The organism is Pseudomonas sp. KH_021 (assembly GCF_057838865.1).
The window spans coordinates 1,987,806-2,005,999 of sequence record NZ_CM174477.1 but is presented as its reverse complement, the minus strand read 5'-3'; the positions used below and the strand labels follow the sequence as shown (position 1 = coordinate 2,005,999).

At 60.5% G+C, this 18,194-nt stretch carries 14 protein-coding genes; 5 read left to right on the top strand and 9 right to left on the bottom strand.

What is annotated here, in order from left to right; genetic code table 11:
• The 3 genes from sthA to AC3IX4_RS09375 all read right to left on the bottom strand — a co-directional run bounded on the left by sthA (position 1) and on the right by AC3IX4_RS09375 (position 4,259).
• On the bottom strand, positions 1-1,395 hold the full coding sequence (gene sthA / locus AC3IX4_RS09385; protein WP_489260268.1) for a Si-specific NAD(P)(+) transhydrogenase: 1,395 nt from the start codon (positions 1,393-1,395) through the stop codon (positions 1-3).
• A gap of 158 nt (positions 1,396-1,553) precedes the next feature.
• Positions 1,554-2,543 (bottom strand): FAD:protein FMN transferase, encoded by a 990-nt coding sequence (locus AC3IX4_RS09380; protein ID WP_489261260.1) that lies wholly within the window; start codon positions 2,541-2,543, stop codon positions 1,554-1,556.
• Positions 2,544-2,795: 252 nt separating this feature from the next.
• Positions 2,796-4,259 carry a glyceraldehyde-3-phosphate dehydrogenase gene (locus AC3IX4_RS09375; RefSeq protein ID WP_489260267.1) on the bottom strand — a complete coding sequence of 488 codons (1,464 nt, stop codon included), beginning with the start codon at positions 4,257-4,259 and terminating at the stop codon, positions 2,796-2,798.
• A 169-nt stretch (positions 4,260-4,428) separates the two neighbouring features.
• Between AC3IX4_RS09375 and mfd the strand changes: the two genes are divergently transcribed.
• The 3 genes from mfd to AC3IX4_RS09360 are packed head-to-tail and all read left to right on the top strand — an operon-like array spanning position 4,429 to position 10,745.
• The gene (mfd, locus tag AC3IX4_RS09370) at positions 4,429-7,878 is read left to right on the top strand and encodes a transcription-repair coupling factor (protein ID WP_489260266.1); all 3,450 of its coding nucleotides are present in this window, start codon (positions 4,429-4,431) and stop codon (positions 7,876-7,878) included.
• 10 nt (positions 7,879-7,888) lie between these two features.
• Positions 7,889-8,416, top strand: a complete 528-nt coding sequence (locus tag AC3IX4_RS09365) for a CsiV family protein (protein WP_489260265.1) — start codon at positions 7,889-7,891, stop codon at positions 8,414-8,416.
• A gap of 1 nt (position 8,417) precedes the next feature.
• On the top strand, positions 8,418-10,745 hold the full coding sequence (locus AC3IX4_RS09360; RefSeq protein ID WP_489260264.1) for a DEAD/DEAH box helicase: 2,328 nt from the start codon (positions 8,418-8,420) through the stop codon (positions 10,743-10,745).
• A 118-nt stretch (positions 10,746-10,863) separates the two neighbouring features.
• Here AC3IX4_RS09360 and nagZ read toward each other — a convergent pair whose 3' ends face one another.
• Genes nagZ through AC3IX4_RS09345 form a run of 3 tightly spaced genes read right to left on the bottom strand, consistent with a single transcriptional unit; the run spans position 10,864 to position 13,152 of the window.
• A complete protein-coding gene (gene nagZ / locus AC3IX4_RS09355) occupies positions 10,864-11,862 on the bottom strand; it encodes a beta-N-acetylhexosaminidase (protein WP_489261259.1) in 999 nt (332 codons plus the stop codon).
• 22 nt (positions 11,863-11,884) lie between these two features.
• The gene (locus AC3IX4_RS09350) at positions 11,885-12,409 is read right to left on the bottom strand and encodes a L,D-transpeptidase family protein (protein WP_489260263.1); all 525 of its coding nucleotides are present in this window, start codon (positions 12,407-12,409) and stop codon (positions 11,885-11,887) included.
• Positions 12,410-12,441: 32 nt separating this feature from the next.
• On the bottom strand, positions 12,442-13,152 hold the full coding sequence (locus tag AC3IX4_RS09345; RefSeq protein WP_489260262.1) for a TetR/AcrR family transcriptional regulator: 711 nt from the start codon (positions 13,150-13,152) through the stop codon (positions 12,442-12,444).
• Between the two features lie 221 nt (positions 13,153-13,373).
• On the opposite strand from AC3IX4_RS09345, the gene lexA reads away from it, so the two are divergent.
• Positions 13,374-13,982, top strand: a complete 609-nt coding sequence (gene lexA, locus AC3IX4_RS09340) for a transcriptional repressor LexA (protein WP_489260261.1) — start codon at positions 13,374-13,376, stop codon at positions 13,980-13,982.
• A gap of 10 nt (positions 13,983-13,992) precedes the next feature.
• Positions 13,993-14,478 (top strand): SOS-induced cell division inhibitor SulA, encoded by a 486-nt coding sequence (gene sulA, locus AC3IX4_RS09335; protein ID WP_489260260.1) that lies wholly within the window; start codon positions 13,993-13,995, stop codon positions 14,476-14,478.
• A 72-nt stretch (positions 14,479-14,550) separates the two neighbouring features.
• Here sulA and AC3IX4_RS09330 read toward each other — a convergent pair whose 3' ends face one another.
• The 3 genes from AC3IX4_RS09330 to topA form a co-directional block, all read right to left on the bottom strand.
• Positions 14,551-14,784: a hypothetical protein gene (locus AC3IX4_RS09330; RefSeq protein ID WP_166567309.1), complete on the bottom strand. Its 234-nt coding sequence runs from the start codon at positions 14,782-14,784 to the stop codon at positions 14,551-14,553.
• 50 nt (positions 14,785-14,834) lie between these two features.
• Complete coding sequence (locus AC3IX4_RS09325) at positions 14,835-15,356, bottom strand: DUF6586 family protein (protein WP_489260259.1); 522 nt, start codon at positions 15,354-15,356, stop codon at positions 14,835-14,837.
• A gap of 144 nt (positions 15,357-15,500) precedes the next feature.
• On the bottom strand, positions 15,501-18,113 hold the full coding sequence (gene topA / locus AC3IX4_RS09320) for a type I DNA topoisomerase (protein WP_489260258.1): 2,613 nt from the start codon (positions 18,111-18,113) through the stop codon (positions 15,501-15,503).
• Between the last annotated feature and the right edge of the window lie 81 nt (positions 18,114-18,194).

Genomic DNA, 18,194 nt, shown 5'->3' with positions numbered 1-18,194 from the left:
TCAAAAAAGCCGGTTGAGGCCGTCGTAGGCCGCCACCCGATAGGCTTCGGCCATGGTCGGGTAGTTGAAGGTGGTGTTGACGAAGTACTTCAGGGTGTTCTGTTCACCGGGCTGGCCCATGATCGCCTGGCCGATGTGAACGATCTCCGACGCCTGGTAGCCGAAACAGTGAACCCCAAGGATCTCCAGGGTTTCACGGTGGAACAGGATCTTCAGCATACCCTGGGGCTCGCCGGCGATCTGCGCACGCGCCATACCCTTGAAGAACGCTTTGCCGACTTCGTAAGGCACCTTGGCCTGGGTCAGCTCCTGCTCGTTCTTACCGATGGAGCTGATTTCCGGAATGGTGTAGATCCCGGTCGGCACGTCATTGACGAAGCGCCAGCTGCCGTTGTCGACGATGCTGCCGGCGGCCGAACGACCCTGGTCATGGGCGGCACTGGCCAAGCTCGGCCAGCCGATCACATCGCCGGCGCCATAAATATTGGGCTTGGTGGTGCGGTAGTTTTCGTCCACTTCGATCTGGCCACGGCTGTTGACCTTGATGCCGATGTTTTCCAGGCCCAACTTGTCGGTATTGCCGGTACGGCCGTTACACCACAGCAGGGCATCGGCCTTGATCTTCTTGCCCGACTTCAGGTGCAGGATCACGCCGTTGTCCACGCCTTCGACCCGATCGTACTCTTCGTTGTGGCGCACGGTGATGTTGTGGTTGCTGAAGTGATAGCTCAGCGCCTGGGAGATTTCCGAATCCAGGAAGCTCAACAACTGGCCGCGGTTGTCCACCAGCTCCACCAGCACACCCAGGCCGCTGAAGATCGAGGCATATTCACAGCCGATCACACCGGCACCATAGACGATCAGCTTGCGTGGCGTATGGCCCAGGCTGAGGATGGTGTCGCTATCGTAGATACGCGGATGATGAAAATCGATGTCGGCCGGACGATAAGGGCGCGAACCGGTGGCGATGATGATGTGCTTGGCGACCAGTTTTTCGACCACGCCATTGCCGCAGACCACTTCGACGGTTTGCTCATCGGCAAAGCTGCCGGTACCGAAGAACACGTCAACGCGGTTGCGAGCGTAGTAGCCAGTGCGCGAGGCGACCTGCTTGGAGATGACCTTCTCGGCGCTCTTGAGCACGTCCGGGAAGGAAAACCAGCGCGGCTCACCGATGGCCCGGAACATCGGGTTGGTGTTGAACTGCATGATCTGCCGCACTGAGTGACGCAGGGCCTTGGACGGAATGGTGCCCAAGTGGGTGCAGTTACCGCCAACCTGACGACGGCTATCGACCATCGCCACCTTGCGCCCTGCTTTGGCGGCGTTCATTGCCGCACCTTCTCCTGCCGGGCCGGAACCCAACACCACTACGTCGTAGTTGTAGACAGCCATGCGTACTCCTTCAGAACGAGATGCCACGTTGGCATCTCCAGCTACCTCATGGCCGCAACGCGCCATGAAAAAAATTCGGGTGCAGTGTAATCAAGCAAGAATGCCGCGAACATTAACCCTTGGTCGCGTCGTAGGCTATTTTTGCCTGCACTACATTGTTATTTGAGGGCGGCGGTGGCAGTGATGCGTTCGAATGCCGGGGTCGCAGCGGTGACGAACTGCTGATCGGCACGGGCCACGAATAGCGCAGCAATATCGTTTTTCAGGGCATACTCCCAACCTTCCTGCGGGCCCAGGATCAACAGCATCGTCGACAACCCATCTGCCATCGCCGCTGATGGCTCAAGCACCGTGACCGAGGCCAACGCATGCTCGATGGGCCTGCCGGTGCGGGCATCCAGGGTATGGGAATAGCGCCGACCGTCCTGCTCGAAGTAATGACGGTAGTCGCCTGAAGTAGAAACGCCATAACCATCGACCGTCAGCATCTGCTCAAGCTGCTGGCGGTCATCGCGCGGCACTTCCAGGGCAATCTTCCAGCCGCTGCCATCAGGCTTGTGGCCGACCGCCTTGAGCTCACCCGTCGCTTCGACCAGAAAAGCCTGGACCCCCATCGCCCGCATCTGCGCCGCCATGTGATCGACAGCGAAGCCTGCGGCAACGCTGTTGAAATCCAGCTCGACCGGCGCATCCTTGCACAGGGATTCGCCCCGCTGCATGAGGTGCATCTGGCCTATCCGCTGCCTGGCCTGTGCCAGCTCCTGGGCAGTGGGCACTTGTTCACGCCGCGACTGCGGGCCGAAGCCCCAGAGATCCAGCAAAGGCTCGACAGTAATGTCATAGGCCCCACCGCTCTCGCGGTACAACATCTCGGCTAGCGCAAACAGCTCAAGCACCGCACCAGGCATGACCTGACAGCTGTTGGCCGGCAAGGCGTTGAAGCGTGCGATGGACGAATTGCTGCGATAGTTCGAAAAATCCTGATCCACCTGAGCCAGGATCACTTCGATTCGCTCACGTACCTGCTCGACCCTCGGCCCATCCGGTGTGCGCACATACTGCACCGAATAGCTGCTGCCCATGGTCGGCCCAGAAAAACGCTCAAGCGTATCCCCAGGCTCGCAACCTGCCAGCACTGTTAGCGTCATGATCAGCAAAAGTCGAATCAATGCCTGCCCTCAACAAAAACGGGAACCCGAAGGTTCCCGTTTCAGGTTGCCGACAACCCCCTGTAGCAAGGCTTGCCTGCGATGAACGCGCCGCGGTGCATCAGCCAAACCGCGGAGCGTTCATCGCGGTGGTCCGGCATTCCGGTAAACCCGGCTCCTACAGACAGAGCGCACTTGCCGTAACCGAAAACGGGAACCCGAAGGTTCCCGTTTTTCACAACCAAGCGTAGCTTAGCGCGGGAAAGCAGGCGGGTTAACGCCGGCCATGTCTTCCATCACGCGAACAACCTGGCAGCTGTAACCGAACTCGTTGTCGTACCAAACGTACAGTACAACGCGGTTATCGTTGCAGATCGTGGCTTCGGCATCGACCACACCAGCGTGACGGGAGCCCACGAAGTCGGTCGAAACCACTTCCTGGGAGCTCACGTAGTCAATCTGCTTGTGCAGATCCGAGTGCATGGCCATCTGGCGCAGGTACTCGTTGATTTCTTCGCGGTTGGTGGCCTTTTCCAGGTTCAGGTTCAGGATGGCCATCGAAACGTTCGGCGTCGGGACGCGAATCGCGTTGCCGGTCAGCTTGCCCTTGAGCACTGGCAATGCCTTGGCAGCGGCAGTGGCAGCACCGGTCTCGGTGATGACCATGTTCAGCGCTGCGGAACGACCACGGCGGCTGCCTTTGTGGAAGTTGTCGATCAGGTTCTGGTCGTTGGTGTACGAGTGAACGGTTTCAACGTGGCCATTGACGATGCCGAACTTGTCGTTGACAGCCTTGAGCACAGGCACGATGGCGTTGGTGGTGCAGGAGGCGGCCGAGATGATCTTGTCATCAGGGCTGATTTCGCCATGGTTGATACCATGCACGATGTTCTTCAGCGCGCCCTTGCCCGGTGCGGTGAGGACCACGCGCGAGGCGCCTGGGCAAGCCAGGTGCTGGCCAAGGCCATCGGCATCGCGCCATACGCCGGTATTATCGACAATCAGAGCGTTTTCGATACCGTACTGGGTATAGTCGACTTCGCTCGGGTTTTTCGCGTAGATAACCTGGATCAGGTTGCCGTTGGCGGTGATGGTGCTGTTTGCTTCGTCGATGGTGATGGTGCCATCGAACGGACCGTGCACCGAGTCACGGCGCAACAGGCTGGCACGCTTGACCAGATCGTTCTCGGCGCCTTTGCGCACAACGATGGCGCGCAAGCGCAGGCCGTCGCCACCACCGGTTTTCTCGATCAGGATACGCGCCAGCAGACGGCCGATACGACCGAAGCCATACAGGACTACGTCGGTGCCTTTACGAGCGGAGCCGTTCTGCTGGCCAACCACGTCAGCCATTTCTTCACGCACGAACTGCTCGGCGCTACGGCCGTTGCCTTGTTCCTTGAACTTGACAGCCAGCTTGCCCAGGTCAACCGAGGCGGCGCCCAGCTTGAGCTCGCTCATGGCTTTGAGCAGGGGGAATGTCTCGTGGACAGACAGTTCGTTTTCATCAGCCTGGCGATGACGCGCAAAGCGGTGAGCCTTGAGAATCGCGATGACTGAACGGTTGATCAGGCTGCGGCCATAGATCGAGCTCACCACGTTGTTATTGCGGTAGAGCTGACCGATAAGCGGGATCATCGCTTCTGCAAGTGCTTCACGATCAATCCACTCACCAAGACACTGGTCGGGCTTCTGAGTCACGGGAACCTTCCACATGTAGGGACAGAAAAAAGGGGCTACATTATGCCGCCCCGCGCAGATTCGAGCAATGAGCGCCTGTCGCCCTCGCTTCACTACAGGCTTTTAAGCTGCGCAAACCTGACAGCCAGCCCCCGCCAACGGTACAATCGGCGTCTTTGTCGCAACGCTTGGAGCTAGACCTCCCGTGCCAGTCCTGCGTCTACCGCACCTGCCTGCCACCGCAGGCAAACACACTTGGGGCAACTTGCCGGGCGCCGCCCTGAGCCTGGCCATTGCCGAAGCCGCCAGCGCCGCGAAGCGCTTTACCCTGCTACTGACCGCAGACAGCCAGAGCGCTGATCGGTTGGAGCAGGAGCTGCGCTTCTTCGCCCCCGATCTTCCGGTCCTGCATTTTCCAGACTGGGAAACCCTGCCTTACGATCTCTTCTCGCCGCACCAGGACATCATTTCCCAGCGCATAGCCAGCCTGTACCAGCTACCGGAGTTGAGCCATGGCATTGTCGTGGTGCCGGTCACCACGGCCTTGCATCGCCTGGCGCCGACACGCTTTCTGCTTGGCAGCAGCCTGGTGCTGGATATCGGCCAGAAGCTGGATGTAGAGCAGATGCGCCTGCGCCTGGAGGCCAGTGGCTACCGCTGTGTCGACACCGTCTACGAGCATGGCGAGTTCGCCGTGCGCGGCGCGCTGATCGACCTGTTCCCGATGGGCAGCAAACTGCCTTACCGGATCGATCTGTTCGATGACGAAATCGAAACATTGCGCACCTTCGACCCGGAAAACCAGCGCTCGATCGACAAGGTCGACTCCGTGCGACTGTTGCCGGCGCGTGAGTTCCCACTGAAAAAAGAAGCCATCACCCAATTCAAGGCGCGTTTTCGCGAGCGCTTCGATGTGGATTTCAGACGCTGCCCGATCTTCCAGGACCTGAGCAGTGGCATCACCCCGGCCGGTATCGAGTACTACCTGCCGCTGTTTTTCGAGGAAACCTCGACCCTGTTCGACTACCTGCCCCAGGACACCCAGGTGTTCTCGCTGCCGGGCGTCGAACAGGCCGCCGAGCATTTCTGGAGCGATGTGCGTAATCGCTATGAAGAGCGCCGCATCGACCCCTCCCGCCCCTTGCTGCCACCGGCCGAGCTGTTCATGCCGGTTGAAGACTGCTTCGCAAGGCTCAAGGCCCTGCCACGCGTCGTGGTCAGCCAAGACGACATTGACGCAGGCCCCGGCCGCGAGCGCTTTGCCGCCCAAGCCCTGCCCAACCTTGCCATTGAAGCCAAGGCCAATCAGCCACTGGCGGCGCTGTCCAACTTTCTTGACCAGTTTCCAGGCCGGGTGCTGTTTACCGCCGAGTCGGCAGGCCGTCGCGAAGTGCTGCTCGAATTGCTCGAGCGACTGAAACTGCGCCCCGACACGGTCGATGGCTGGAATGAGTTCGTGGCGGGCAAAGGCCGCCTGGCGATCACCATCGCACCACTGGATGAAGGCCTGCTGCTGGAGGACCCGGCACTGGCGCTGGTGGCCGAGAGCCCGCTGTTCGGCCAGCGCGTCATGCAGCGCCGACGTCGCGAAAAACGCAGCGACGCCAGCAACGATGCCGTCATCAAGAACCTCACCGAGCTGCGCGAAGGCGCACCGGTCGTGCACATCGATCACGGTGTGGGCCGCTACCTGGGCCTGGCAACGCTTGAGATCGACAACCAGACAGCCGAATTCCTGGCCCTGGAGTACGCCGATAACGCCAAGCTGTACGTGCCGGTGGTCAACCTGCACCTGATCGCCCGCTACACCGGCAGCGACGATGCGCTGGCACCGCTGCACCGCCTGGGCTCGGAAGTCTGGCAAAAAGCCAAGCGCAAGGCGGCCGAACAGGTGCGCGATGTGGCCGCCGAATTGCTGGATATCTACGCCCGCCGCGCAGCCCGCATAGGCTATGCCTTTGCCGACCCGTCGGTGGATTACGCCACCTTCAGTGCAGGCTTCCCGTTCGAAGAGACGCCAGACCAGCAAGTCGCCATCGAGGCAGTGCGGGACGACATGCTCGCACCCAAGCCCATGGACCGCCTGGTGTGCGGCGACGTAGGCTTCGGCAAGACCGAAGTGGCCATGCGCGCGGCCTTCATCGCCGTACATGGCGGTCGCCAGGTCGCCATCCTGGTACCCACGACGCTGCTCGCCCAGCAGCATTACAACAGTTTCCGCGACCGCTTCGCCGACTGGCCGGTCAGCGTAGAGGTGATGAGCCGCTTCAAATCCACCAAAGAGATCAATGCCGCAGTGGCCGACCTTGCCGAAGGCAAGATCGATATCGTCATCGGCACCCACAAGCTGCTCCAGGACGATGTGAAGATCAAAAACCTGGGACTGGTGATCATCGATGAAGAACACCGCTTTGGCGTGCGCCAGAAAGAACAGCTCAAGGCCCTGCGCAGCGAAGTCGACATCCTGACCCTGACCGCCACGCCGATTCCGCGCACGTTGAACATGGCTGTCTCAGGCATGCGCGATCTGTCGATCATCGCAACCCCACCTGCGCGACGCCTGTCGGTGCGCACTTTCGTCATGGAGCAGAACAAGAGCACCGTCAAGGAAGCGCTGCTGCGTGAACTGCTTCGTGGCGGGCAGGTGTATTACCTGCACAACGACGTCAAAACCATCGAGAAATGCGCCGCCGACCTGGCCGAACTGGTGCCCGAGGCGCGTATCGGCATCGGCCATGGGCAGATGCGCGAACGTGATCTCGAACAGGTGATGAGCGACTTTTATCACAAGCGCTTCAACGTGCTGATCGCCTCGACCATCATCGAGACCGGCATCGACGTGCCCAGCGCCAACACCATCATCATCGAACGGGCTGACAAGTTCGGCCTGGCGCAGCTTCACCAGTTGCGCGGGCGCGTCGGTCGCAGCCACCACCAGGCCTACGCTTACCTGCTGACGCCGCCGCGCCAGCAGATCACCCCGGATGCCGAAAAGCGCCTGGAAGCGATCGCCAATACCCAGGACCTGGGCGCGGGCTTTGTACTGGCCACCAACGACCTGGAAATCCGCGGCGCCGGCGAGCTACTGGGCGAAGGTCAGAGCGGTCAGATCCAGGCCGTAGGCTTTACTCTGTATATGGAAATGCTCGAACGCGCGGTCAAGGCGATCCGCAAGGGCGAGCAACCCAACCTGGACCAGCCGCTGGGCGGCGGGCCGGAGATCAACCTGCGCTTGCCGGCCCTGATCCCCGATGACTATTTGCCCGATGTCCACGCACGGCTGATCCTGTATAAACGCATCGCCTCGGCCGTGGATGAAGACGGCTTGAAGGATCTGCAAGTGGAAATGATCGACCGCTTCGGCCTGCTGCCAGAGCCGACCAAGAACCTGGTGCGCTTGACCCAGCTCAAGCTGCAGGCAGAGCAACTGGGCATCCGCAAGGTCGATGCCGGACCGCAAGGCGGCCGCATCGAGTTCGCCGCCGAAACGCCGGTCGATCCACTGGTACTGATCAAGCTGATCCAGAGCCAGCCCAAGCGCTACAAGTTCGAAGGCGCGACAATGTTCAAGTTCATGGTGCCCATGGAGCGAGCCGATGAGCGCTTCAATACCTTGGAGGCGCTCCTGGAACGCCTCACTCCAAAATCTGCTTGAAGGAAGCTACATGCGTGCAATTCGCTGCTTGACCCTGCTACTGGCGCTCGTCGCGCCAGCAGCCTTTGCCGACAGCCTCTATCAGGTCGAAATGATCCTGGTACGGCAGAACGCCGTACCGGCCATTACCAGCCAGTTCGCCCCTGAGGACTGGCGTGAAGGTGCTGGCGCAGTGCCCGCCAACGACGAGCGCCAACCAGCCCTGAATGAGGAAGTGGCAAAGCTTGAGGCAGACAGCCAATACACCGTGCTGCTGCGCAAGGCCTGGCAACAGAACCTGAGCGACCAGCCCACCAAGGTCGTGATCAGCGACGGCCAGGAACAGTTCGGCCACTTCCCCATCGAGGGCGCTATCAGCCTCAGTGAAAACCGCTTTCTCAGTGTGGACGCCAGCGTCTGGATCAACCAATTGGACAGTAACGGCAGCGTCATCCAGAGCGAGCAGCTGAAGAAAAGCAACAGTAACGTTAAAAACGGTGAACTCACCTTCCTTGACGGCGGCCACCTGGGCTTGCTGATCAAGTTGACGAAACCCTGAGATGCCTGAACGAGTGATCGACAATCTGCAGCCCCGGCCGCGCCTGTGGCTGGGCAGCATTGAATTCAGCGCCTTCGAGCCCCGCAACGGGCGCATGCAGCGCTACACCCAGCATCGCGCAGCCCTGGCTTTCGGCTACGCCGGCGAATACGTCAACGGCGCCCGCCATAGCAGCGTGCTTGCCCATCGAGACAACGAAAACCTGCGCATCCAGCGCCACCCCGGCGCCGAGCGAGCCCTGCGCGACACTCTGCTGGGCCTGGGATTCAAAATCGCTACACGGCAAAGCAAGGCGCTGCCCGAAAGCGCAGGCGATCCGTTTGAGCTGCCCAGTGAGAGCGCTTGGCTGCGCTTTATCCTCAACGATCTACCCGGCCTGCGCGAACAAGGCTGGGAAATCGAGTACGCCGAGGACTTCGCCTTCGACCTGACCCCGGTCGATGACTGGTACGCACAAATCGAAGAAGCCCCGGAACGCGACTGGTTCGATCTGGAACTGGGCATTGTGGTCAATGGCGAGCGCCTGAGCCTGCTGCCGATCTTGCTCAACCTGTTGCGTATCCACCCGGAGCTGCTGAACGCCGGGCAACTGGCGCGCAGACGCGACGATGAGCAAATCCTGGTACCTGTCCATGGCGGCCCTGCGACCAAACACCGCCTGATGCAAGTCGCCCTGCCCTACGGGCGACTAAAGCCGGTATTGGCAACCCTGGGTGATTTTTACTTGCGCGAACCGGGTGAAACCACATTGCGCATCTCCACTCCCGACGCCATCCGCCTCAACGCTTTGCATGACCTGCCCCTGAGCTGGGAGGGTGGCGAACGGGTACGCAACCTCGCCGAGCGCCTGCGCGATATCCGCACCCAGCCAGCCGAGCCGCCGGTCGGCCTGAATGCCACCTTGCGCCCCTACCAACTCGAAGGCTTGAGCTGGATGCAGGCCCTTCGCGAACTGGAAGTGGGCGGCATTCTGGCCGACGACATGGGGTTGGGCAAAACCCTGCAAACCCTCGCTCATTTGCTCACCGAAAAAAACGCCGGGCGCCTGGATCGCCCCGCGATGGTGGTGATGCCTACCAGCCTGATTCCCAACTGGCAGGATGAGGCCGAACGTTTCGCACCCAGCCTGCGAGTCGTCGCCCTGCACGGTGCCAGTCGCAAAAAGCACTTTGCCAACCTGCAAGACTACGACCTCATCCTGACAACCTACGCCTTGCTGCCCAAGGACCTGGAGCAGCTCAAATCCCTGGCGCTGCATGTACTGATCCTCGACGAAGCCCAGTACATCAAGACACCTGACAGCAAAGCCGCCCAGGCCGCACGGCAATTGCGGGCCCGACAGCGCCTGTGCCTGAGCGGAACGCCGCTGGAAAATCACTTAGGCGAGCTATGGTCACTGTTTCATTTCCTGTTGCCCGGCTGGCTGGGCGACAGCAAGGCGTTCAACCGCGATTATCGGGTGCCGATCGAACGCCAGGACAACAGCGAGCGCCTGCAGCACCTGAATGCACGAATCAAACCCTTCCTGCTGCGCCGCACCAAGGAGCAGGTCGCCACCGAACTGCCCGCCAAGACCGAAATGATCCACTGGGTCGAGCTCAACGACGCCCAGCGCGACGTCTATGAAACCATGCGCCTGGCGATGGACAAGAAGGTTCGCGACGAAATCACCCGTAAAGGCGTCGCCCGCAGCCAGATCATCATCCTTGAGGCGCTACTGAAGCTGCGCCAGGTCTGTTGCGACCTTCGGCTGGTGGACCGCAATGCTCCCCTGCCGCGCGGAGGCAGCTCGGGCAAACTGGGCAGCTTGTTGGAAATGCTTGAGGAACTGGTGGCCGAAGGCCGACGAATCCTGCTGTTCTCGCAGTTCACCACCATGCTCGGGCTGATTGAAGCAGAACTGCAGCATCGCAACATCGAGTACGCCCTGCTGACGGGCGAAACCCGTGATCGACGCAAACCGGTCAAGGATTTCCAGGATGGCAAGGTGCAGGTCTTCCTGATCAGCCTGAAGGCCGGCGGTGTCGGCTTGAACCTCACCGCCGCTGACACCGTGATCCATTACGACCCCTGGTGGAACCCCGCAGCCGAGCACCAGGCGACCGACCGGGCGTATCGAATCGGCCAGGAAAAACCGGTGTTCGTGTACAAGCTCATCACCCGTGGCACCGTCGAAGAAAAGATCCAGCACCTACAACTGGAAAAGTCAGCCCTGGCCGCTGGCGTGCTCGACGGCCGCCAGGCCGGTGACTGGAAATTGCATCCCGATGATATCGAGGCGCTGTTTGCACCGTTGCCCGGACGGCGGCGCCAGAGAAATGCCCACTGACCTGTAGGAGCAGACTTTAGTCGCGATGGCATCACCGCGGTTCATCGTAGACCGCGGCGATGCCATCGCGACTAAAGTCTGCTCCTACAGTGGCATTGGCGTTGGTATTTTCGCGCCGTCAGTCGATCAGTTGAGCCTCTCGCAAGGCACCCAGGGCCGTCAGCCAGCGAGGGTCCTGGCGATAGTCAGTGCGAGCAAAGCCTTGCCCGCGCATGCGCGCAATGCGCGGCGATGGCAGCACCTTCAGGCGCTGGGCAGCCGATAGCGCAAGCTCCGCAGCAGCGCGATCGTTGCAGACCAGGCCCATGTCGCAACCCGCCGTCAGCGCCGCTTCAATGCGGCTGGCGGCATCGCCGACTACATGAGCGCCGGCCATCGACAGGTCGTCACTGAAGATCACCCCATCGAACTTCAACTCACCGCGCAGAATGTCCTGCAGCCAGCGCCGAGAAAAACCTGCGGGCTGGCTATCGACCTGCGGATAGATGACGTGAGCCGGCATGACGGCGGCCATCTGCTGGCTCAAGCGAGCAAACGGCACCAGATCGACAGCGCGGATTTGCTCCAGGCTGCGTTCATCGGTCGGGATCGCCACATGCGAATCCGCCTCAGCCCAGCCATGACCCGGGAAGTGCTTGCCGCAGGCGGCCATTCCAGCCGCGCTCATGCCCCGTATAAAGGCACCGGCCAGCACGCTAGCGCGCTCGGGATCCCCTTCGAAGGCTCGGCTTCCGACCACCGCGCTGCGCTGGTGGTCCAGGTCCAGTACCGGCGCAAAGCTCAGGTCCAGCCCGACAGCCAACACTTCGGTCGCCATCAGCCAGCCACACTGCTCGGCCAGATACTCAGCGTTGTCGTTATCGGCAATCGCGCGCATTGCCGGCAAACGCACAAAGCCCTGCCGCAGGCGCTGAACCCGGCCGCCTTCCTGGTCGACCGCCAGGATCAAGTCCGGCCGAACAGCCCGAATACTGGCGGTCAGCTCGCGCACCTGGCGCGGGCATTCGATGTTGCGGGCAAAAATGATCAACCCGGCGACTTCAGGTTGACGCAGCAACTGGCGATCCTCAGCGGTCAGCCAGGTACCGGCGATGTCCACCATCAAGGAGCCTTGCAGGCGATTTGTCATGGATGATCCTTCAATTGAGGGAGGTGCCGGCCCATTGGGGGCATGCGGCTTCATCGATCCGCACGGCACAGTGCAATGGCACGCGCTCGAACAGATCGACCAGATCGGTGTTGCGCAGCCTCACGCAACCGTGGGATAGCGGCACGCCCAGCGGTTCGCAATCGGGAGTGCCGTGCAAATAGATGTAGCGCCGAAAGGTATCGACATTGCCTAGGCGGTTATAACCGGGCTCGCAACCACTCAGCCAGAGAATGCGCGAAAGTATCCAGTCGCGACCGGGAAACTGATCATGCAAGGCCTGGGACCAGACCTCGCCAGTCCAGCGCCGCCCCTTGAGCACGGCCCCCACCGGCAAACCTGTGCCGATCCGGGCGCGTACTTGATGCAACCCTCGGGGCGTGCAACCGGAACCGTTGACCTCTCCAGCACCGCTGAAGGCGGTGGAGACCGGCACACGCAAGCACAACTTGCCATGGGCAAAGCCATACAAGCATTGATCAGCGAGGGAAATATGCAGCAAATCGAGGGTGGGCATGGGCGCCTAGCTTAGCCGAAGGCGCCCCTGGATTAAACCTTGGCCGCCGCACTGGAACCGGATTTGCTGCGCGGACGCAGTTGGGCCGTCGCCATGGCGTCGTCGGTCACGCCACTGTCGGCGCGCATACCCGCAGCCAGAAACGGCACCATCAGGCGCATGACCTGCTCAATCGAGGTATCGACGCCAAAATCGGTTTCAGCAATGGCCCGCAATGCCTTGATACCCGACATGCTGAAGGCAGCCGCGCCCAGCATGAAATGCACGCGCCAGAACAGCTCGATGGGGGGGATTCGCGGGGCTGCCTCATTGACCAGTGACATATAGCGACGGAACACCTTGCCGTACATGTCTTCAAGATAACGCCGCAGGTGCCCCTGGCTCTGGCTGAAGGCAAGCCCCAGCAGACGCATGAAAATCGACAGGTCATTGCCGCTGCGCGGCTGCACCACCAAGGCTTGCTCGACGAGGATTTCGAGCAACTCTTCAAGGCTCGCCCGTTGTTCAGGCTTGGTCTGGCGACGTTCAAGCTCGCGATCGAGGCTGATGCAGAATGGCCCGAGAAAGCGCGAGAACACCGCCTGGATCAAAGCTTTTTTCGATCCGAAATGATAGTTGACTGCCGCCAGGTTGACGCCGGCCTTACTGGTGATCAGCCGCAATGAGGTTTCGGCAAAACCTTTTTCCGCGAACAACTGCTCGGCAGCATCGAGTATGCGTTCAACGGTTTCCGACTGGGCCATGATTTCTCCATATGACAAACACTTGTTTGAAACATACGTTTCATACAACGTGCCTGTCAAGCCTGGACAGCCGTTTTATGCCCGGCCGGTCACGCATTTAATCACAGCCAAAAGCGATCCGCTGCACAGCGCCCGCCACGACCGCCGGGAGCATGCCGCTTGCCTTCAATTCAGTACTGTATATAATCCCAGTCACTGTATAAAAAGACAGAGCGATCGACATGCTGAAACTGACGCCACGCCAAGCCGAGATTCTCGCCTTCATCAAGCGCTGCCTGGAAGACAACGGCTTCCCACCGACCCGCGCGGAAATCGCTCAGGAACTGGGTTTCAAGTCCCCCAATGCCGCTGAAGAACACCTCAAGGCCCTTGCTCGCAAGGGCGCCATCGAGATGACCCCGGGCGCCTCGCGCGGTATTCGCATCCCAGGTTTCGAAGCCAAGCAGGAAGACTCCTCCTTGCCCATCATCGGCCGCGTGGCCGCCGGGGCCCCCATCCTCGCCCAGCAGCACATCGAGGAGTCGTGCAATATCAACCCGGCGTTCTTCCACCCTCGTGCAGATTACCTGCTGCGCGTACACGGCATGAGCATGAAGGACGTCGGCATCTATGACGGCGACCTGCTTGCCGTCCACACTTGCCGCGAAGCCCGTAACGGCCAGATCGTGGTGGCGCGCATTGGCGACGAAGTCACGGTCAAGCGCTTCAAGCGCGACGGCAACAAAGTCTGGCTGATAGCCGAAAACCCCGAATTCGCCCCCATCGAAGTCGACCTGAAAGATCAGGATCTGGTAATCGAGGGCTTGAGCGTCGGCGTCATTCGCCGCTGAAGGAGGCTTTATGCAGTTCCCACACACACCCCAGCAAGCACAACTGCCACTGTTCGAGGCATTCATGGCCCAGCCAGTCGCACCCGCGCTTGCTACCCCGCTGCTTGCAACCGGGTCGACCTGGCAGCACAACGAGCCGGATGTATTTAGTGAGTTGTCTTTGCGTGGCGCCGTTGGGAACTGCCAGAACTTGCTAGCACCCATCCTGCGCGACCTCAGCGAAGATCAGGGCGCACGCTGGCTTACCTTGATCGCACCACCCGCAAGCCTGACCCAGGCCTGGTTGCGCGATGCCGGCCTTAACCGCGAACGCATCCTGCTGCTACAACCACGCGGCAGGCAGAGCGCCCTGCAGTTGACCTGCGAGGCCTTGCGCTTGGGTCGCAGCCATACGGTCGTCAGTTGGCTCTCGCCACTGAGCAGCAATGCTCGCCAACTGCTCATCGCCGCAGCACGGATGGGTGAGGCACAAAGCCTGAATATTCGACTGGGCTGAAGCCCGGAGAGTGCTTGAACCTGCAAGGCTTCTCTAGGATGAAGAAGCCGATCAGCGGCCAGACGAGCGGTATCAGTGCAGAACGCGCGGACCGTCGTCTTTCTCGATTTCGCCTTCTACCAAACGCCCTGCCATCTGCACGCCGACGCTCAACATCGCCTTGGCGACTTCTACGTGCTGGCCTTGCAGAAATGCCTTGGCGTCCTCGGAGAAGTCGAGCGTAACCAGCGACCCCTCGTCCTCGGCACGGCGCAGCTCGATCCGACCGTCAGGTAATTCGACAATTTCCAGAAAAGACGTTGGCATATAAATCTGTTCTCCACGAAAGGCCAGCATTGTATCAGTGACTGACCGACTCAGCACTCACTCAGGCCTTCGCGGAAACGAACGGTCAGGCTTTTAAGCTGCTGACGCCAGCTTTCCAATTCTTCCCGACTCAACTCTTGCACTTCAGGCTCATCAAGGCTGACCGCCTGGATCAAAGGGACTGTCACATCTGCCTTGGGCTTTTTTGCCTCGCGAGGCGGCTGGAACATCGCCGTATAGGCTGCCAGCAGACGCCCCAGCCAAGTCTGTGGCGCTTGCGCCAGCTCAATCAGTTCGGCTAACTCAGGAATCGCAATCGACTCCAGCACCTGGGGTGCCAACAACAGCTCCGCACGGGATGCACCGGCTTGAGGCAAGCGATAATAGCCTGCAATCTCGTGGCACAGGCCCAGCAAAGCGCCGTAAAGATGAAACAGAGCCGCTTCACGCTCTGCCAGCACCAACGCCTGGGCGTTGATGTTGCGGCTTTCCTGCGCCTTGCCCAGTGCCTCCAGCGACAGGCCGGCAAAATACAGCTTCTGATTGGTACGGGTATAGAGTTCGTGGGCCATGAAGGCTCCCTCCGAAGAGATGCAGGGCGCGAGACGAACAGTGTCAGGGATGTGACCCTGAGGCGGCAAGCCAAAATGACAAAAGCCGCGCCAAACCCGAAGGTTCTGCGCGGCCTTGTCAATGAGCGCTAGGCTAAAACAGCCTTAGCGCTTGTCTTCGACCTTCCAGGCCTTGCCATCGTAGAAGGCCCGCCAGCCGGTCGGCTTGCCATCGACTTCGGTCTGCACGTACTGCTCCTTGGTCTTGCGGCTATAGCGGATAACCGTTGGGCGGCCATCCGGGTCTTTCTTCGGCGCCTCACACAAGTAGTGATACTTGGGATCGATTTCGTCCTTGTGCGGAACGATTTCCATGACCAGCGGCGCACGCGTCTCTCGGTTTTTCGGGAACTGACTCGCCGCCAGGAACATGCCCGAAGCGCCGTCGCGCAGCACGTAGGTGTCGTCAACTTTCTCGCACTTGAGCTCTGGCATTTTCACCGCATCCATCTTCGGTGGTGCGGCTTCGCCACTCTTGAGCAATTTGCGGGTGTTCTTGCACTCAGCATTGGTGCAGCCGAAGAACTTGCCGAAGCGGCCGGTTTTCAGCTGCATCTCACTGCCGCACTTATCGCACTCCAGGCTCGGACCTTCATAGCCTTTGATCCGATAGTTGCCCTCTTCGATTTCATAACCGACGCAATCAGGATTGTTGCCACAGATGTGCAGCTTACGCTTCTCGTCCAGCAAGTAAGCGTCCATGGCCGTGGCGCAAATCGGGCAACGGTGCTTGCCGCGCAACACCAGCGACTCGGACTCACCCTCGTCATCAGCTGCAATTTCATCGCCCGGCACCAGGTTGATGGTGGCCTTGCAACGCTCCTTGGGCGGCAGGCTGTAGCCCGAGCAGCCGAGGAATACGCCAGTGGACGCGGTACGAATCATCATCGGCCGGCCGCAGTCGCGGCAAGCGATGTTAGTCATGGTCGGCTGATTGGCCCGCATGCCGTTTTCCGGCGATTCGGCCAGCTGCAGCTTGGTCTTGAAGTCGCCGTAGAACTCGTCCAGCACGTTCTTCCAGTCACGCTCGCCCTGGGCGACGTCATCGAGGTTCTCTTCCATGCCGGCGGTGAAGCCGTAGTCCATGAGGTTGGAGAAGCTTTCAGACAAGCGCTCGGTGACGATGTCGCCCATCTTTTCCGAGTAGAAACGACGGTTATGCAGCGCGACGTAACCACGGTCCTGGATGGTCGAGATGATCGCGGCATAGGTCGACGGACGACCGATTCCGCGCTTCTCCATCTCCTTGACCAGGCTAGCCTCGGAATAACGTGCCGGGGGCTTGGTAAAGTGCTGGGTCGGATCGAGCTGGATCAGCTTGAGTGTTTCGCCCTGGACCATTTCCGGCAGAACGTCGTCGTCGCCAGGCTTGGCCACTTGCGGCATGACCCGGGTGTAACCGTCGAACTTGAGGATACGACCCTTGGCACGCAGCTCGAACTCGCCAGCGGCCACGCTGACCGTGGTGGACAGGTATTGGGCAGGCAGCATCTGGCAGGCCACGAACTGGCGCCAGATCAGCTCATAGAGGCGCTCAGCGTCGCGCTCCATGCCAGTCAGCTTGCTCGGATGCGTATTGACGTCCGAAGGGCGGATCGCTTCGTGCGCTTCTTGAGCGCCTTGCTTGCTGCCATAGACATTAGCGGCTTCGGGCAGGTACTTCTTGCCAAACTCGCTCTCGATATAGCCGCGAGCCATTTCCACGGCATCGGCGGAGAGGTTGGTCGAGTCTGTACGCATGTAAGTGATGTAGCCGGCTTCGTACAGACGCTGGGCCATCATCATGGTTTTCTTGACGCCGAAGCCCAGGCGAGTGCTACCGGCCTGCTGCAGGGTCGAGGTGATGAACGGCGCCGAAGGCTTGCTGCTGGTCGGCTTGTCTTCGCGCTTGGCAACGCTGTAGCTGGAGGCCTTGAGCTTTTCCAGGGCCGCCATGGCCTGGGCTTCGTTGAGCGGCTTGAACGCCTCGCCATTCTGGCGAGCCACGTCAAAGCGCACCTTGGCGTTCTTGGCCGTGCCCAGGTCCGCGTGGATCTCCCAGTATTCTTCGGGATTGAACGCACGAATCTCGCGCTCACGGTCTACCACCAACTTCACGGCAACCGACTGAACGCGGCCAGCCGAAAGGCCACGAGCGATTTTCGACCACAGCAGTGGCGAGACCATGTAACCCACGACACGGTCCAGGAAACGCCGCGCCTGCTGGGCATTGACGCGGTCAATGTCCAGCTCGCCAGGTTGCGAGAACGCTTCCTGGATGGCCTTCTTGGTAATTTCGTTGAACACCACGCGCTTGTAGCGGGCATCGTCACCACCGATGGCTTCGCGCAGGTGCCAGGCAATGGCTTCCCCTTCGCGATCCAAGTCGGTTGCGAGATAGATGGTGTCGGCGTCCTTGGCCAGGCGACGCAATTCTTCGATGACCTTTTCCTTGCCAGGCAAGATCTCGTACTTGGCCTTCCAGCCATGTTCGGGGTCCACACCCATGCGCGCAACCAGCTGCTTGCGGGCCTTCTCCTTGGGCGACAGCGCCGGCGCCTCGCCAGCAGCAGCCTTGCCACGCTTGGCGGCCGGCTCCTTGCTGGCACTGGCCGAACCACTGGTGGGCAGGTCTCGGATATGGCCGATACTCGACTTCACCACGTACTGGTTGCCCAAATACTTGTTGATGGTCTTGGCCTTAGCCGGGGATTCCACAATGACCAGCGATTTGCCCATGGATCGGAAAATTCCTGAATACTAGAGATAAAAGGCGTCGATACCTGACGCGGCACCGCTATATATAGTGGCTACAGAGTG

Bases quoted from the DNA above. Each gene is read 5' to 3' on its own strand.
- AC3IX4_RS09365 (WP_489260265.1), top strand. From the start codon at position 7,889: ATGCGTGCAATTCGCTGCTTGACCCTGCTACTGGCGCTCGTCGCGCCA.
- AC3IX4_RS09380 (WP_489261260.1), bottom strand. From the start codon at position 2,543: ATGACGCTAACAGTGCTGGCAGGTTGCGAGCCTGGGGATACGCTTGAG.
- AC3IX4_RS09325 (WP_489260259.1), bottom strand. From the start codon at position 15,356: ATGGCCCACGAACTCTATACCCGTACCAATCAGAAGCTGTATTTTGCC.
- AC3IX4_RS09360 (WP_489260264.1), top strand. From the start codon at position 8,418: ATGCCTGAACGAGTGATCGACAATCTGCAGCCCCGGCCGCGCCTGTGG.
- AC3IX4_RS09345 (WP_489260262.1), bottom strand. From the start codon at position 13,152: ATGGCCCAGTCGGAAACCGTTGAACGCATACTCGATGCTGCCGAGCAG.
- topA (WP_489260258.1), bottom strand. From the start codon at position 18,113: ATGGGCAAATCGCTGGTCATTGTGGAATCCCCGGCTAAGGCCAAGACC.
- sthA (WP_489260268.1), bottom strand. From the start codon at position 1,395: ATGGCTGTCTACAACTACGACGTAGTGGTGTTGGGTTCCGGCCCGGCA.
- AC3IX4_RS09350 (WP_489260263.1), bottom strand. From the start codon at position 12,409: ATGCCCACCCTCGATTTGCTGCATATTTCCCTCGCTGATCAATGCTTG.
- AC3IX4_RS09330 (WP_166567309.1), bottom strand. From the start codon at position 14,784: ATGCCAACGTCTTTTCTGGAAATTGTCGAATTACCTGACGGTCGGATC.
- sulA (WP_489260260.1), top strand. From the start codon at position 13,993: ATGCAGTTCCCACACACACCCCAGCAAGCACAACTGCCACTGTTCGAG.
- AC3IX4_RS09375 (WP_489260267.1), bottom strand. From the start codon at position 4,259: ATGTGGAAGGTTCCCGTGACTCAGAAGCCCGACCAGTGTCTTGGTGAG.
- lexA (WP_489260261.1), top strand. From the start codon at position 13,374: ATGCTGAAACTGACGCCACGCCAAGCCGAGATTCTCGCCTTCATCAAG.